This is a genomic window from Mucilaginibacter lacusdianchii, assembly GCF_009770985.1.
GTDB classification, from domain to species: domain Bacteria; phylum Bacteroidota; class Bacteroidia; order Sphingobacteriales; family Sphingobacteriaceae; genus Mucilaginibacter; species Mucilaginibacter lacusdianchii.
The window spans coordinates 1-14,215 of record NZ_WSRW01000014.1 but is presented as its reverse complement, the minus strand read 5'-3'; the positions used below and the strand labels follow the sequence as shown (position 1 = coordinate 14,215).

The 14,215-nt window shown below is 41.8% G+C and carries 19 protein-coding genes; 12 read left to right on the top strand and 7 right to left on the bottom strand.

Annotated elements, in window-relative coordinates; translation table 11 throughout:
* Positions 1 to 225 precede the first annotated feature (225 nt).
* Genes GPM24_RS22005 through GPM24_RS21995 form a run of 3 tightly spaced genes read left to right on the top strand, consistent with a single transcriptional unit; the run spans position 226 to position 2,439 of the window.
* The gene (locus GPM24_RS22005) at positions 226 to 1,464 is read left to right on the top strand and encodes a site-specific integrase (RefSeq protein ID WP_158829910.1); all 1,239 of its coding nucleotides are present in this window, start codon (positions 226 to 228) and stop codon (positions 1,462 to 1,464) included.
* A gap of 44 nt (positions 1,465 to 1,508) precedes the next feature.
* Positions 1,509 to 1,781, top strand: a complete 273-nt coding sequence (locus GPM24_RS22000; protein ID WP_158829908.1) for a hypothetical protein — start codon at positions 1,509 to 1,511, stop codon at positions 1,779 to 1,781.
* Between the two features lie 4 nt (positions 1,782 to 1,785).
* On the top strand, positions 1,786 to 2,439 hold the full coding sequence (locus GPM24_RS21995; protein ID WP_158829906.1) for a zeta toxin family protein: 654 nt from the start codon (positions 1,786 to 1,788) through the stop codon (positions 2,437 to 2,439).
* 37 nt (positions 2,440 to 2,476) lie between these two features.
* Here the strand turns inward: GPM24_RS21995 and GPM24_RS21990 are convergent, their stop codons facing one another.
* Positions 2,477 to 3,193 carry a hypothetical protein gene (locus tag GPM24_RS21990; RefSeq protein WP_158829904.1) on the bottom strand — a complete coding sequence of 239 codons (717 nt, stop codon included), beginning with the start codon at positions 3,191 to 3,193 and terminating at the stop codon, positions 2,477 to 2,479.
* 238 nt (positions 3,194 to 3,431) lie between these two features.
* Between GPM24_RS21990 and GPM24_RS21985 the strand changes: the two genes are divergently transcribed.
* From GPM24_RS21985 to arsB, 9 genes are all read left to right on the top strand, one after another.
* A complete protein-coding gene (locus GPM24_RS21985) occupies positions 3,432 to 3,698 on the top strand; it encodes a helix-turn-helix domain-containing protein (RefSeq protein ID WP_146269371.1) in 267 nt (88 codons plus the stop codon).
* Positions 3,695 to 4,048: a hypothetical protein gene (locus GPM24_RS21980; RefSeq protein ID WP_158829902.1), complete on the top strand. Its 354-nt coding sequence runs from the start codon at positions 3,695 to 3,697 to the stop codon at positions 4,046 to 4,048. The genes GPM24_RS21985 and GPM24_RS21980 overlap by 4 nt, the downstream gene beginning before the upstream one ends.
* Before the next feature lie 459 nt (positions 4,049 to 4,507).
* Entirely contained in the window at positions 4,508 to 5,062 is a 555-nt protein-coding gene (locus tag GPM24_RS21975; protein ID WP_158829900.1) for a BfmA/BtgA family mobilization protein, read from the top strand.
* Between the two features lie 3 nt (positions 5,063 to 5,065).
* A complete protein-coding gene (locus GPM24_RS21970; RefSeq protein WP_158829898.1) occupies positions 5,066 to 6,013 on the top strand; it encodes a DUF5712 family protein in 948 nt (315 codons plus the stop codon).
* A gap of 85 nt (positions 6,014 to 6,098) precedes the next feature.
* Positions 6,099 to 6,428, top strand: a complete 330-nt coding sequence (locus GPM24_RS21965; protein ID WP_158829896.1) for an ArsR/SmtB family transcription factor — start codon at positions 6,099 to 6,101, stop codon at positions 6,426 to 6,428.
* Between the two features lie 40 nt (positions 6,429 to 6,468).
* The gene (locus GPM24_RS21960) at positions 6,469 to 7,026 is read left to right on the top strand and encodes a DUF6428 family protein (RefSeq protein ID WP_199269835.1); all 558 of its coding nucleotides are present in this window, start codon (positions 6,469 to 6,471) and stop codon (positions 7,024 to 7,026) included.
* A 9-nt stretch (positions 7,027 to 7,035) separates the two neighbouring features.
* The gene (gene arsN2, locus GPM24_RS21955; protein WP_158829894.1) at positions 7,036 to 7,467 is read left to right on the top strand and encodes an arsenic resistance N-acetyltransferase ArsN2; all 432 of its coding nucleotides are present in this window, start codon (positions 7,036 to 7,038) and stop codon (positions 7,465 to 7,467) included.
* Positions 7,467 to 7,886: an arsenate reductase ArsC gene (locus tag GPM24_RS21950; protein ID WP_158829892.1), complete on the top strand. Its 420-nt coding sequence runs from the start codon at positions 7,467 to 7,469 to the stop codon at positions 7,884 to 7,886. Before arsN2 ends, GPM24_RS21950 begins: the two co-directional genes overlap by 1 nt.
* Positions 7,886 to 8,956, top strand: coding sequence for an ACR3 family arsenite efflux transporter (gene arsB / locus GPM24_RS21945; protein WP_158829890.1), 1,071 nt, complete (start codon positions 7,886 to 7,888; stop codon positions 8,954 to 8,956). The genes GPM24_RS21950 and arsB overlap by 1 nt, the downstream gene beginning before the upstream one ends.
* A 26-nt stretch (positions 8,957 to 8,982) precedes the next feature.
* Here arsB and GPM24_RS21940 read toward each other — a convergent pair whose 3' ends face one another.
* The 6 genes from GPM24_RS21940 to GPM24_RS21915 form a co-directional block, all read right to left on the bottom strand.
* A complete protein-coding gene (locus tag GPM24_RS21940) occupies positions 8,983 to 11,586 on the bottom strand; it encodes a multicopper oxidase domain-containing protein (RefSeq protein WP_158829888.1) in 2,604 nt (867 codons plus the stop codon).
* A gap of 2 nt (positions 11,587 to 11,588) precedes the next feature.
* On the bottom strand, positions 11,589 to 12,056 hold the full coding sequence (locus GPM24_RS21935; RefSeq protein ID WP_158829886.1) for a heme-binding domain-containing protein: 468 nt from the start codon (positions 12,054 to 12,056) through the stop codon (positions 11,589 to 11,591).
* 5 nt (positions 12,057 to 12,061) lie between these two features.
* A complete protein-coding gene (locus tag GPM24_RS21930) occupies positions 12,062 to 12,631 on the bottom strand; it encodes a DUF3347 domain-containing protein (protein WP_158829884.1) in 570 nt (189 codons plus the stop codon).
* Positions 12,632 to 12,691: 60 nt separating this feature from the next.
* Positions 12,692 to 13,171 carry a DUF3347 domain-containing protein gene (locus GPM24_RS21925; RefSeq protein ID WP_158829882.1) on the bottom strand — a complete coding sequence of 160 codons (480 nt, stop codon included), beginning with the start codon at positions 13,169 to 13,171 and terminating at the stop codon, positions 12,692 to 12,694.
* A 25-nt stretch (positions 13,172 to 13,196) separates the two neighbouring features.
* Positions 13,197 to 13,649 (bottom strand): DUF305 domain-containing protein, encoded by a 453-nt coding sequence (locus tag GPM24_RS21920; RefSeq protein WP_199269834.1) that lies wholly within the window; start codon positions 13,647 to 13,649, stop codon positions 13,197 to 13,199.
* A gap of 10 nt (positions 13,650 to 13,659) precedes the next feature.
* On the bottom strand, positions 13,660 to 14,215 hold a 556-nt coding region (locus GPM24_RS21915), incomplete at its 5' end, for a helix-turn-helix domain-containing protein (protein ID WP_199269833.1).

Below are 14,215 nucleotides of genomic sequence, written 5' to 3'. Positions count from 1 at the left end.
TTCAAATGATATCATTTGAAGGGTTTTTTGTTTTACGGCCAAACCAAATTATTCAAGTTTTCGCAAGGAAAATGACAATAATTCGGGAGTTAATTCCCGATCCGAAAAACAACTCCCGAATTAACTGATATATATCTGTATATCAACCTGTTCAATGATTGCGCATCTTGATTTCAAGTGACTTATTTAACAATTTTGTTCACTTAAAAAGCAAGTTAAAACAACATGAGAACTATGCTCACCGTGCTTTTTTGCCTGAGAAAGCCAAAGAATTATGAATCAGGTTCAGCCCCTATTTATTTGCGCATCACAGTAGATGGCAAACGTACCGAAGTTTCCATTGGCCGGAAGTGTGATCCTGACCGCTGGGATACTGATACCGGCAGAGCGACCGGTAATAAAGAAGATGCCCGCTCCCTTAATGCTTTCATGAGCAGTATTGAACATCAGCTTTACGAGATCCACAGGCAGATGACTGCTGCCGATGAAACGGTAACCGTAGAAACTATAAAGAACCGCTATACCGGTAAGTTGGAACGCGCAAGAACGCTTGTGGCCATTTTTGAAGATCATAATGAAAAGATGAAAGCTTTGGTTGGGCAGGAGTTTGAAAAAAGCACCTGGCAGCGTTATGAAACAGCTTTGATGCACACCAAAGATTTTATGCAATGGCAATACAATATCACTGACATACCGGTTAGTAAGATCAACTTTGCATTTCTAAACGACTTTGAATACTATCTACGGACTGTCCGTAAATGCGCCAATAATTCTGCCATAAAATATATCAAGAACCTCGGTAAGATCGTGAGGATCTGTATGGGTAATGGCTGGCTGACAATCGATCCATATCTGAATTATAAGCCACGTACCCAAAAGGTTTACCGGGAAGTACTCGACACCAAAGAGCTTGACCGGTTGACAAAAAAGAAAATTCCGAACGCCCGCTTACGCACGGTAAGGGATATTTTTGTTTTCAGTTGTTACACGGGGCTGGCCTACGTTGATGCACGAAAGCTTAAACGTTCTGAACTGGTAAAAGGAATCGACAACAAAACCTGGATATATACCCAGCGTCAAAAAACAGATACACTTTCCCGTATCCCTGTCTTACCTGTGGCAGCAGGTATTATTCGCGCCTACGATAAGCATCCGCAATGTATCGCTGAAAATCTGTTATTGCCTGTTATGAGTAATCAAAAAATGAACGCTTACTTAAAGGAACTTGCAGGTATTTGTGATATTGAAAAGGAACTCACTTTTCATATTGCACGCCACACATTTGCCACTACCGTTACATTAAATAATGGCGTGCCCATTGAAACGGTATCTAAGATGATGGGGCATACCAGCATCAAGACTACGCAGATATATGCTAAAGTTTTAGATCATAAGATCAGCGAAGACATGTCGCAATTAGAGGCAAAGCTGGTACCAAAGAAGCGTGTAGCCAAGACCGCCTAAATATCAACATTCATAATTCTTAATATTTCAATCTTTATATTTGTATGAGAGCATTTCATCAAACCATGAGCAACGCAACCACCATCGACCTACGTTTAAAATCAGTCTTTGATCTAACAGACAAGGAATTGCAAGAACGTCTTAGGCCAACGTATGAGGCCATGAAAAAGGAAAAATTTGCTAAAGGCGGTTACATTACCTATTACGATCCCTCAGTTTGCCCAACTACGTCCCATGCAGTACACGAATACGCCGACCGCAAGGACTTGATGTGGATGGACGATAAATATCAGGAACACTTCATAAAAACCCTTTGATCTTATGTCAAATAACCCGCAACTATTATTTGTCGCGGGGCCAAATGGAGCGGGAAAATCGACTTTCTCTAAAGACTTGTCGATACCCGGTGCCATTATTTTTGATGTTGACAAAGTTGTTGCACAGATAGAGGCCCAATCACCCCGTATGCCTAAACGAAGCATATATGAGGAAGCGACTAAAGATTTTTTCAAACAGGTGAACGCCGCAGTTAAAGATAGACGGCACTTTACTTTAGAAACTAATTTTAGAGATGAATCATTGATGGATGTTGTCGCTCATTTTAAAGCGCATGGTTATGCTACCCACCTGATTTACCTGACATTAGAGAGTATCGAGCAATCTGTTTTCCGTGTGAATGAAAGAGTGAAGGACGGTGGACATTTTGTTGATATTAAAAACATTCAACAGAACTACGATTTAGGGTTAGAATATATCGAACGTTTTGCCGATCACTTTGACAATGTAGAGATCGCTGATGCTTCCAAAAGTAATCAGCATTTACGTTCCTTGCTTAGCATACAAAATCGAAGCCTTGTTTATCAAAGTAGTAACATACCTGAAAAGTTTGTCAATCGGATAAATGCTATTGTCGAGAAATTCATACCACCTTCGCCTACACAAGAATTGCGACCTTATAGAGGCCCCAGTCGTTAAAATATATCCAGTTAGCCGCTTCAAATGGAGCGGCTTTTTATTTTCCAGAAGATACGGACAAATATTTTCCTGCCCAGGTATCTACAGCTTTTACAACATCATTAGCCTTCGCAAACGGGTAAGTCTTCTCCACGTAAGTTTGAAATTTCTCTTTAATAGAGTTGTCCTGCCAATCCATAACAGAAAAAATGATTGGGTCACCCTTTTGCGGGCCATCTTTAAAACCATATAGCGGCAAATACGGGGGCGCGTAGTAAAAGGAATTTTCTATCAACTTATTATAAAAATCGGCTTTAAACATGCGTTTAAAATCATGAAGCAAGTTATATGGGGTAACTGTAGGTATTGCATTATGAATAGCATCCCGCATGGACGGGTTTCCCTCGTCCCAAAAGAAATTAAACAGGTATTCAAAAAAGCCACCTTCCAGCATATCACACAAATCAGTGCTCATCCCATCATATAATTCTTTGAAAGTATCGAGTGAAAAGTTATCACCAAGTTTGTCGATACAATAATTAATAACCACTTCTTCCCTGCTTTTTACAAATTCTAAAGACGGCCCCCTTGAACCTATACCCGGCACAACGATTAAGTACTTACGTTTCGAGAGTAACTGGAAATAATAGCTTTTGAAAAAAATGCTTTTTCGTTCGTAAGTGATCTGTATATACAAGGGAAATGTAGGTGTTCCATGAAAGTCTGCTTGTTTAAGCCTGTCATTCAAATATGTTTTGTAAGCGATCTTCCCCATTGTTTAAGCTCCTGTCAACTGATGATTTTCCAAATGTAATGTATCTCCTACTTAGAATATTTCAATAAAGAGTTATACAAAAATAATAAATGTTTTGATAATATTTTATTTTATCAAAACATTGTTTAAATTTGTTCTGCCTGATTTTAGGCATTTTAACTATTCCCACGTAAGTAGGATTTGTCGTTGGGAGCATGGATAAATATTTTTTACTGTTTGTAATTTAAACAAATCAAATATGGCGGCAATTGAAGTGATCACGAAAGATGATTTGAACGATTTTAAAAAAGACCTGCTCCAGGAGATCAGGCAAATGATACGGCCTGAAGAAGGCCAGGGGAAAAAGTGGCTTAAAAGTATAGAGGTACGAAAGCTTTTAAACATATCACCAGGCACCTTACAAAACCTGCGTATCAATGGTACATTAAGGTTTACTAAAATAGGCGGAATGCTTTATTACAAGCTGGAAGACATTCACAAATTATTAGAAGGGAAAATAAAATGAAAGTCTTATCATCTTCCCCGGATTTAAAGGGCTATTCAAAATTATTCAGATCGTTGGGTAAGGATGAGCGGTTGTTTCCAACACACGTCAGCCTTTTCTCAGGGCTTTTCATTTTTTGGCAGCGCTCAGGCTATCAGCGTCCATTTAAAATAAGCAGAAGCGGTTTATTGGCGACATCGAGAATTGCATCCACTGCCACTTATCAAAAGTGCATTAAAGAGTTACGGGACTTTGGTTATATCCTCTACCTGCCATCCTTTCACCCGACAAAAGCAAGTATGGTTGACTGGCCGGAAAACTGGAAAGTAAATGACACTGCAAGCCATGTTGGTAACAATATAACCCTGTAACTGGATATAGAGTTATCCAGCTATTTTATATTGGGATAACCGCTAAACATATATCAGTGTACCAATATAGCGGCATATCAATTTATTACTCAATTATCTCAAGAATGATATTACCCACCAGCCCAGTCCACACTTTCAAATATTTCTCTTGGCCATTAACAGCGGTTTTCGCGCGAAGTGCGACAACCGCTTCAAACATCAACTGTACAAATATGTATGGCGACCTGGCTTGTCCCGTAAGGGAGCAAGCGGAAGTTGGGCAGAGCCCTACTTTGCTTGCTTTTTGCGCTGCAAAAAGGGTTTTAAGTATCCTCCAGGGATACTTACCTGCGCCCACGACTGTAAAAAGGGCGTTTTCAGGATACTTCTGGGTATTCCATATAACTGGCTATCTATATAACTATGTATCAGGATATAAAGTTATATACCAGCAGAGTTTTAACAATAAAATTGTGATGTATGCAAGATATTAACACACGGTCGGTAAGGTATCCCGAAGCGGTTGATCAGAAGTTTGAGAAGATCGCCTTGAAACTAGGAAGGACAAAACGACAAATATTTATTCAGATGGTAGATTATTTCTACAAAAGCAAGAAAGACCCTATGGACCTGAATGATGAAATGCTGAAGAACGCACTCGTAAAGAACCATAAAGATTTGATTGGCTTCATCAAAACCCAGGAAAATGATCTACTGATACCAACGAGGAGGGATGTAGACCGCATGGTAGAAGCTTTTAGGAATGTGATAATTTTTTTTAACGAAACGTTGTCGCCAGGTTTAAATGCAGTACTGGCCGGGCAGCAAACAGAATCAGACAGGTTTAAACTAATTGCTGATGTTATAAAGCGTGTAGAACTTCAGCAAACGGGTAAGGAACAGTTAAAAAAGCAATTCGCGCTCATACTTGACGGCTATGCCAAAGCCAGGGAAAATATCAGTGGTTTCAATACCAGTCGGGAAAAGGAAGAACTGTTAGCAAATACAAAAGCACAAATAGAAATATTAAGATAAGGTATGTTTATCAACATAACAGACAGTAAAACTGCCGACAACAAAGGCAGTGCGGGAGGTTTAGTTAACTACCTGGAAAAGGAAAACCGCTTGGATAATGCTGAGCATGAATATTGGTTTAATCAGACAGATAATTGTTTTTCCGCCTATGAAGTAAGGCAAAAGATTGATAATAATATTGCTAAACTTGGCCGCAATGATGCAAAATTCTTCCTTGTAAATATTAGCCCAAGTCAAAAGGAACTCACTCACCTGCTCGCAGAAAATAACCGGGAACAAATTAAAGAACTACTTAAAGGATATGCTGTATTGGTGATGGATGAATATGCGCGCAATTTTAACCGACCGAATATTAAGGATAGTAACGACTTGATATGGTTTGCCAAATTGGAAAATCACCGCTATTATAGCTACGAGGACAAAGAAGTAAAAGAGGGTTTAAAAAAACGGGGAGAACGAAAGCCCGGAGAACAGATGCACATACAAGTGATTGTTAGCCGCAAGGATGCTAGTAATACCGTAAAGCTCAGCCCAATGAATAATTCACGAGGGCGAAATGTCGAGCATTCCAAAAAGATGGGGGAATTTGACAGGGTGGCTTTCAAACAATGCGGTGAGCGTATTTTCGATCAACATTTTAAATTTGACCGTGGCTTGCATGATACTATGGTGTATGCCAATGTAATAAAAAATGGTAGCCTTGAACAAAGGCGCCAAATGGATCTACTCTCTACAGGAGAACAGTTTACCCCCAATAAAGCTCATGTCAAGGAATTAGCTGAAGGAGTTGCACAGCAAAAATTTACTACGCCACAAAAAATGATGGCATCTGCCGGTACTACAATCGGAAAGTTTTTAGATGTGTTACTCGAGCAAGCACCTATTGCTGCCGCCCCACATCCAGACCGGCCAAAAAAGAAAAAGAAAAAAGGGCAAGGTTATAGTTATTAAAGGTTTGCTCATGATCAAAACAAATTTATCTTTCAATAAAAAATTTGTTGATCATAAAATTAATCGTAATATTGCGATATAAATCATGGGCATTACCAAAACAGACATCTTCAACGAACAACAAAACAAGCTGGCAGTGCAGTTAAAAGCCATTGCGCATCCCGCACGTATTGCTATTTTACAGCATATCATTGCGACTAATGCTTGTATCTGTGGTGACCTCGTGGAAGAACTTGGGCTGGCACAGGCAACTATTTCACAACATTTGAAAGAGTTAAAAAATGCCGGACTGATCCAAGGTACTATTGAGGGTGTGAGCGTTTGTTACTGCATTGAGCCGAAAGCTTGGGGAGCACTGCAACTGGAACTAAACGTGCTGTTTGGTTCTTACAAAGAAACCGGAAACTGCTGTTAAGTTTTTTTGAAATGAAATATCGTAATATTGCAATAAAACTATGAAAACGATGACATGGGGCCATTTTAAAGCCCAACTGCAAGCCAACCCGGAGTTGCACCTGCAATTTCAGTATGATGAAGATAAATTTGTAGAAACCTCATTTCATATCACCGAAATCAAATTGACCCCGATCACTTCGGTAGATTGTGGAGGTGTAATGAATAAATGGACAGAGGTAATCATGCAGCTTTGGGAACCAAGCGAGAAACAAACCGAAAGAAGTATGAAGGTGGATAAGGCGCTTTCAATCATTGCACTTGTAGAAAAAATGCTGCCGCTGGATACTGATGCAACCGTGAAGATCGAGTTTGGCAACTCGCAGTTTGATACACGCCAGATGTTTCCTGATGAATTCATTATCGATGGCGAGAAACTAATCGTTAACCTTACCCCGGACTTTGTTCAATGTAAAGCGCAAACCCGTGGCGGCTCCTGTGGCACCAATGACAAAGGCGAGGAATGTTGCGCACCGGTAACAAAAAAACCAAAAGTGCAATTAATTAACCTGGCGGTAGCCGCCGAGGCTTGTTGCACACCGGGCGGTGGATGCTGTTAAACTTAACAAATGACGATAGAAAACGCACAACCATACCGGGAACAGGTAATAGAGTTACTGTCTAAAGCAAAACTGCCTGTTGTGGATCTGCCCGCACAACTGAACGATTTTAATATCGCCATGGTGAAAGATAAAATTGCAGGTATTGCAGGGATAGAAGTTTACGGCACTTACGGTTTGCTAAGATCGGTAGCTGTTTTGCCAGAGTTTCTTGGAAAAGGCATTGCAGGTAAATTAATCGACCACATTATTACATTTTCATCCGAAAAAGGCCTTTCCACTTTATACCTATTGACGGAAACCGCCACTGACTATTTTGACAAAAAGGGATTTGCAAAGATCAGCCGGGAGCATGTTCCAGTAGAAGTTCAGCTATCTTCCGAGTTCTGCCATGTTTGCCCGGCGAGCGCTATAGTAATGAAATACACAATTAATAAATAATGAAAAACATATTAGTACTCTGTACAGGTAACAGTTGCCGCAGCCAGATAGCAGAAGGTTACCTGCGTTATTTTGCGGGCGACAAAGCAACTATTTATAGCGCCGGTATCGAAACACATGGCGTTAATCCCAAAGCTATCGAGATCATGAAGCGTGATGGTATAGATATCTCCGGCCACACTTCCAATAATGTAGATGAATATGCCGATACCCCTTTCGATTACGTGATCACAGTTTGCGACAATGCGAAAGAGAATTGCCCTTATTTCCCAACTAAGGCCATTAAACTGCATCAAAACTTTCCCGATCCGGCCAAAGCTACGGGCTCAGACGAACAAATTATGGAGCAGTTTCGCGAAGTGCGGGAAATGATCAGGAAATACGCAAGGAATTTCGTCAATGAAAACTTAAAGGACTAATGAGTATCGATCACTGCGCACCGGCTGTCGAAAGAAAAAAGTTAGGCTTTATTGACCGTTACCTCACGCTATGGATCTTCCTGGCGATGGCGATTGGCGTTGGCCTTGGCTATTTTTTCCCCTCGTCGTCCACAATGATAAACTCCTTTTCAACCGGTACCACTAATATTCCGCTCGTTATTGGATTAATTCTAATGATGTACCCGCCGTTGGCCAAGGTTAAATATGAGAATATGGGCGAGGTGTTTCGAAATACCAAAGTGCTAAGTGCTTCGCTTATCCTCAACTGGATAGTCGGGCCGATACTGATGTTCGTATTAGCTATTACCTTACTGCACGACCATCCTGATTATATGATTGGCCTTATCCTGATTGGCCTTGCCCGTTGTATTGCAATGGTAGTGGTCTGGAATGAGCTGGCCGAAGGTAATCGTGAATATGCAGCAGGGCTTATCGCACTGAACAGCATTTTCCAGGTATTGCTGTACAGTGTTTATGCTTATGTATTTATTACTTTTCTGCCGCCGTTATTCGGCTTAAAAGGGCTAGCCGTTAATATTACCATTGGCGAGATCGCGAAATCGGTCGGCATTTATTTGGGTGTGCCATTTGCCGCAGGAGTCATCAGCCGTTATTCGATTATCAAACTGAAAGGCGAAACCTGGTTCAACGCTAAGTATGTACCCTTCATATCGCCCATTACATTAATTGCCTTGTTATTTACTATTATCGTGATGTTTAGCCTTAAAGGCCAACTGATCGTACAGATTCCTTTTGATGTAGTACGTATTGCAATTCCTTTGATGATCTATTTTGCTATCATGTTCATTGCCAGCTTTTTTGTCGGCAAGTATTTTGGTGCAGATTATTCCCGGTCAACTTCTATTGCCTTCACTGCTACGGGTAATAATTTTGAACTTGCTATTGCGGTAGCTATTGGCGTATTCGGCATCAATTCAGGAGAAGCCTTTGCAGGGGTGATCGGGCCACTGGTTGAGGTTCCGGCACTGATAGCTTTAGTGAATCTGGCGTTTTGGTTCAGAATAAAATATTGGCCACTCTATAAATAAAAAGTGACCAATAATGCTTTTTTTGATTAATAGTTAAACGCTAATCCAGCGCCCAATCCCATATCGCTATCATAATGTGTTGAGAGTGCAAGGTATTTGGTGCAGAGATATCGGAAACCTGTCATATATTCCTTGTCGGTATTTACCATCAGGCTAAAACGCAATCGCGATGTAACAGGAATATCTTCACGCCCTAACTGAAAGCGCAATTTGCCATTGCCGTCCACCCGCATATCGGCCACAAACAGCATCGGTAAAGTATAGGCTAAACCTGCTACCACAGTGCGCCTTTGTTCTTTGTTACTTGTCTGCCCGAACATATTCCGAGAATCATCGCCAAAGATGTTCTTCTCATGCTTGCCGGGTCTTTTATAATGATAGTCAAAACCAACATAAGGTAATAGCCACTGCATACGGCCAATATATCTTCCTACCATCGTCTCGCTTTCGTAACCCATTTGTGCATCAAAGCCTAAATGCCAAAGTGTACTGATCTGCCACCTGGTATTAGCATACATAAATTGCCCGTCGCTGCCGTTACTTTCCAAACTGGCCTGCCCCATGAGGTGGAACATGCGGTCGTCGGCAAAAAGCTTGCGCTGAGCAAGTTTTGGGTCTGGCACGGCAGGGTTAGGCGGCGAGTTTTCATAGCTGAATATCCGGCCCATACCACTCATCATATGATAAAGGATATGGCAATGGAAGAACCAGTCGCCCCCCTGTTCGCTGGCAGCAAACTCCAGGGTATCACGCTCCATAGGCAGTATGTCAAGCACGTTCTTGAGCGGTGCATAGTCTCCTTGTCCATTTAGTACCCGGAAATCATGACCATGCAGGTGCATGGGGTGACGCATCATGCTGTTGTTGTATAGGATCAGCCGGAGATTCTCGCCTTTTTTGATCAATATCTTATCAGTTTCCGAAATTGTTTTGTTATCCAGCGTCCAAACGTAACGGTTCATATTACCCGTCAGATCGAACTTTAACTCGCGCCATGGACCTTTCGGCAAGTTGGTTTTTTGTGGAGCGTGGAGCATGCCATAATTGAGGGTTACAAAATCATGGTTCCCACTCATGTCCATTCCTCCCATGTTCATGTCACCCATGGCCGTATTCTTACTACCATTATTGGCTTTTGGCATAGGCTTTTTTTCCGGACCAGTGATCTCGGGGTACATTACCGTGTTCATATCCATCATCTGGTTCTGCATTTTCATACCTTCCATCTCCTTCATATTGCCGTTCATATCCATCATATCGTTCATCATCTTCATGCCGGCAAAATATTTAGGGCGATCCATCTTCTTTGCAGAAACCCTGGTGCCGCTTCCTAACCATATCGATGCATATTTACTGCGGTCTTCAGGTGTCACCAAAAACTCGTAGCTTTTATTATAAGGAATAGTAACTACTACATCGTAAGTTTCAGAAACTGCGATAATAAGTCGGTCAACTTCCACCGGTACCACATCATTGCCATCATTGGCTACCACGGTTATCTTTCCGCCTGCATAGGATAGCCAGAAATAATCGGATGCCCCGCTATTGGATATTCTCAATCTAACCTTATCTCCGGCTTTGAACCGAGCGGCCTCCAGCTGATTTTTACCATTTAGTAAAAAATTATCGTAATACACGTCAGACAGGTCCATTGCGTTCATCCGTTTCCATTCGTTGGCCAACTTTGTACCGAACGCCCCTTGTTTTATCGCTTCGGAATAGCTTTGTGTACTGCCTTTTTGCACCGCAAACCAGTCGGAAGCAGCATGCAACCTACGGTCCACCTCTCCAGGTTTTACGTCCGTCCATTCGCTGATCACTAACGGTATAGTTGGGATATCCCATTCTCTTCGCTTTTTTAATATAAAGCTGCCATACATGCCGATCTGCTCCTGTAAGCCATAGTGACTGTGATACCAGTGCGTTCCATGTTGAACTATTGGGAAACGGTAAGTGTAAGTACTGTGCGCTGGAATGGGCATTTGCGTTAAATAAGCAACCCCGTCTTCTTTATTTGGCAGAAACAAACCATGCCAATGCAAAGAGGTAGGTTCGTCAAGGTTATTGTGAACCACGATCTCTGCAGTATCGCCTTCTGTAAATGTTAAGGTCGGCATAGGAATTTGCCCGTTCACCGCAATAGCGTGTTTCTTTTTTTTACCAAAGATGACTGTAGTATCGGCAACAAAAAGGTTATATTTTACTGTTCTGGGTGGCCCATCAGGCAGAAGAGTTTTTATAGACCCCAGATCGGCTTTGGCCTCCTTCATCATTTCAGTGCCCATTTTATCCATTCGCATCCCGGGCGTTTCCTTAGCTTTATCCATGCTGCTATTCATATCCATTCCGGGCATTTGCTTTGCAACTTTCTTTGCCGTATCCATTGCCATCCCGGCTTTTTCAGACGCTTTTTTTACCGGCTTTTTACTCGTGGCTTTTGTTTTTTCTTTAACTAGTTTCATGCCGCATTTTGGGCAATTTCCTGGTTTGGCGGAATGGATCTCTGGGTGCATTGGGCAGGTATAGGTAACTGATTGCGTTTTTTGCATACCCGGCATATCAGTGGTTTGAGTCTGTGCTATTGCAAGTTGGCTTACAAATAGCAGCATTGCATATATTATTTTTCTCATGTCTAATTTTTTAAGGACAGGCTATCACCTGTAGTTTTAGCCCATTGCTGGAGCCGCTGTTTTTCTTTTTGGGAAAGTATCGCATTGCGGTGAATAAGAATATAAGATGACAATGGCATCGAGCCCTCGGAAAGGCTTTGTCCGATCTCCCTCAGCCGGCTTCTTTGTCGTCTTTTAGTATAACCGGCGAACTCCGTAAAGTTCAATTCTTTCTTACCATTACGAATATGATCATCCAGTATGTACCGGACAGGCTGAATTTTTGAATACCAAGGATACTCAGTATGATTGCTGTGACAATCATAACACGACCCTTGTAAAATTACGTTAACATCCGCCGGAAAAATAGTCGCCTTTGAAATATCATTACCTCCGCGTGCGATTCCTTCATTGTGCCCCCGCGGGATGAATTGAATAATGATAAATAGAGCCAATAAGGCAATGAACGATATCTTTAATGGCCTTTTCATCTGATTTACTTTAACTCTTCCTTGATAATTCCGCAAGTTGGCATATCCGTGCCGAGGTAAGGATTACTGATCGCTTTAGTTTCGCTTAGCCATATCGCACTTTTTTTATCATTATACATAGGGCAGCGGTCGACATATAGTGGCTGGCCCGCCCCGAACAGCTTGACCATGTCATACATATCCTTACTCAGTATATCGAAATGTTCGCGCTGATGGGGTAGCTTGCCCGCACTCTCGCCGATATGTTTCGCCATTTCCTGCGCATCATCGGCGATATCCGTAAAGGACTTTTGTTGTTCAACAGTCAGTGCGGACCTGTCGAATTTAGCGAATCCGTCAGCCAACGATCTGCCGGCAGTTGCCGCATCGTCGCTGTTGTCTTTGGCAAGCGCATTCTTTAGTTTTAAATAATCTTCGACCAAGGCCTTTGATGTTGCTAACGGGGTAATATTTGCTGCGGATGTTTTTGCCGTGTCACTTTCGGCTGTTGAATGGGGGGATTTGCTGCTGGAGTTACAGGCGGCAATAGCTAAAATAGCAACGGCCAGGGTGAGTATGATAAATGATTTTTTCATGATCCTAAAATTGATTTTAACAGTTCAAGGTGGTGAACTGCCTTGAACTGTGGAGATTGATTATTTATTCAGACTTTCGGCCACTTTACCGCAAGTCAACATTTGCCTGCCATAATAAGGGTTCTTGATTTCAACACTTTCGCTTAGCCAAGTTGCTTTCTTCATGGGGCAATACTGAGCGTAGACAGGCGTAATATTTAATTTTAACCCTTTAACAGCTTCCAGCATATTTTTAGAAAGACTGGCGAAATATTCACGTTGGTGGTCGATTTCAGTGCTTTCACTGATATGGCGGGAGTCAATCAGAAGTTTATCCATATAGGGTTTCCAGTTCTTTTGCTGGTCAACCGGAATATTGATTAGACCAACAAGCAGCGCTTTTGCTTTGACCTGCGCTTCTGTGCTGTTGTCGGCTACCAGGGCGTCTTTTAACGCGAAATAACTGGTTAAAATAGTTGGAGATGTTGCCTGCGCTTTTGCAGCCAACACGGCGGCGAACAGGCTTATCGATAACAGGATGGATTTAAGTATCTTTTTCATGTTTTTTAATGGTTTGATATATTTATTATTTGTCCATTCTGGCCAGAATGCGCTTCATTTCAGCGATCTCTTTCTCCTGAGCCTGAATAATTCCCTGTGAAAGCTTTTTAACTTCCGGGTCTTTGAGGTTGGCATTTTCACTGGTCATGATAGCGATGGAATGATGCGGTATCATGCCCCTCATGTATTGTACATCTCCGATCGGTGTCTGGGTCCGAACGGCTGCCAGAGCTAAACCGAATACGGCGATACTGGTAATTGTGATGATCCTGTTCAGTTTTTTATTTTGATACATCATCCGCATGAGGCCAAGCATCAGCAGCGCCATCGGGCAGATCATCAAAAGTGTCATGTAAAACCGGGTCAGGTTCAGATAAATATGATCTGCTTCATAGACATTTAGATACATGACGGCATACATGATTATAAAAGATAGCGTCAGCATTAATGCGAACGATCGGTAATTGTTCTTTTCCATTTGGTTGATTTTATATATTATTTATAGATTTCCTGTCTGCCGGTGCGCTGGCTTTAAATTGACTCGGTGTCATTCCGGTAGTTTGCTTGAATTGGGCTGAAAGGTGTGCGCTGCTACTATAGCCCATTTTAAAGGCGACCTCAGTAAGATTAAGTTCGCCGTAGGACATTAACTCCTTAACTTTCTCGATCTTTTGCTGTATGATGAATTTCTCGATCGTTATATCTTCGGCATCAGAGAATGCACGGCTTAAATAAGTATACTCCTTATTTAATTTATCAGATAAGTAATTGGAGAAGTTGATATGGGTATCAGTCAGATCGCTATAGTGAACTTTTTCGATCACCAAGTTTTTAATGCGTTCGATCAGACGGTCTTTTTCACTGTCGATCAGTTCAAAACCCAGCACTTTCAGAGCGGCACTTATCTGGTTCAACTGTTCAGTATCTGCATCGGGGTGAATAGTGGCCTGGCCCAGAACAACTGTTTCTGCGGTGAGGCCAAGGCTAATAAATTGCTGGCGAACGACCATGATGCAGCGGTCGCAAACCATATTTTTAATATGT

Bases quoted from the DNA above. Each gene is read 5' to 3' on its own strand.
- GPM24_RS21935 (WP_158829886.1), bottom strand. From the start codon at position 12,056: ATGAAAAGGCCATTAAAGATATCGTTCATTGCCTTATTGGCTCTATTT.
- arsB (WP_158829890.1), top strand. From the start codon at position 7,886: ATGAGTATCGATCACTGCGCACCGGCTGTCGAAAGAAAAAAGTTAGGC.
- GPM24_RS21930 (WP_158829884.1), bottom strand. From the start codon at position 12,631: ATGAAAAAATCATTTATCATACTCACCCTGGCCGTTGCTATTTTAGCT.
- GPM24_RS21920 (WP_199269834.1), bottom strand. From the start codon at position 13,649: ATGGAAAAGAACAATTACCGATCGTTCGCATTAATGCTGACGCTATCT.
- GPM24_RS21975 (WP_158829900.1), top strand. From the start codon at position 4,508: ATGCAAGATATTAACACACGGTCGGTAAGGTATCCCGAAGCGGTTGAT.
- GPM24_RS21925 (WP_158829882.1), bottom strand. From the start codon at position 13,171: ATGAAAAAGATACTTAAATCCATCCTGTTATCGATAAGCCTGTTCGCC.
- GPM24_RS21970 (WP_158829898.1), top strand. From the start codon at position 5,066: ATGTTTATCAACATAACAGACAGTAAAACTGCCGACAACAAAGGCAGT.
- GPM24_RS21995 (WP_158829906.1), top strand. From the start codon at position 1,786: ATGTCAAATAACCCGCAACTATTATTTGTCGCGGGGCCAAATGGAGCG.
- GPM24_RS21985 (WP_146269371.1), top strand. From the start codon at position 3,432: ATGGCGGCAATTGAAGTGATCACGAAAGATGATTTGAACGATTTTAAA.
- arsN2 (WP_158829894.1), top strand. From the start codon at position 7,036: ATGACGATAGAAAACGCACAACCATACCGGGAACAGGTAATAGAGTTA.
- GPM24_RS21965 (WP_158829896.1), top strand. From the start codon at position 6,099: ATGGGCATTACCAAAACAGACATCTTCAACGAACAACAAAACAAGCTG.
- GPM24_RS21980 (WP_158829902.1), top strand. From the start codon at position 3,695: ATGAAAGTCTTATCATCTTCCCCGGATTTAAAGGGCTATTCAAAATTA.
- GPM24_RS21960 (WP_199269835.1), top strand. From the start codon at position 6,469: ATGAAAACGATGACATGGGGCCATTTTAAAGCCCAACTGCAAGCCAAC.
- GPM24_RS21940 (WP_158829888.1), bottom strand. From the start codon at position 11,586: ATGAGAAAAATAATATATGCAATGCTGCTATTTGTAAGCCAACTTGCA.
- GPM24_RS21990 (WP_158829904.1), bottom strand. From the start codon at position 3,193: ATGGGGAAGATCGCTTACAAAACATATTTGAATGACAGGCTTAAACAA.
- GPM24_RS22000 (WP_158829908.1), top strand. From the start codon at position 1,509: ATGAGAGCATTTCATCAAACCATGAGCAACGCAACCACCATCGACCTA.
- GPM24_RS21950 (WP_158829892.1), top strand. From the start codon at position 7,467: ATGAAAAACATATTAGTACTCTGTACAGGTAACAGTTGCCGCAGCCAG.
- GPM24_RS22005 (WP_158829910.1), top strand. From the start codon at position 226: ATGAGAACTATGCTCACCGTGCTTTTTTGCCTGAGAAAGCCAAAGAAT.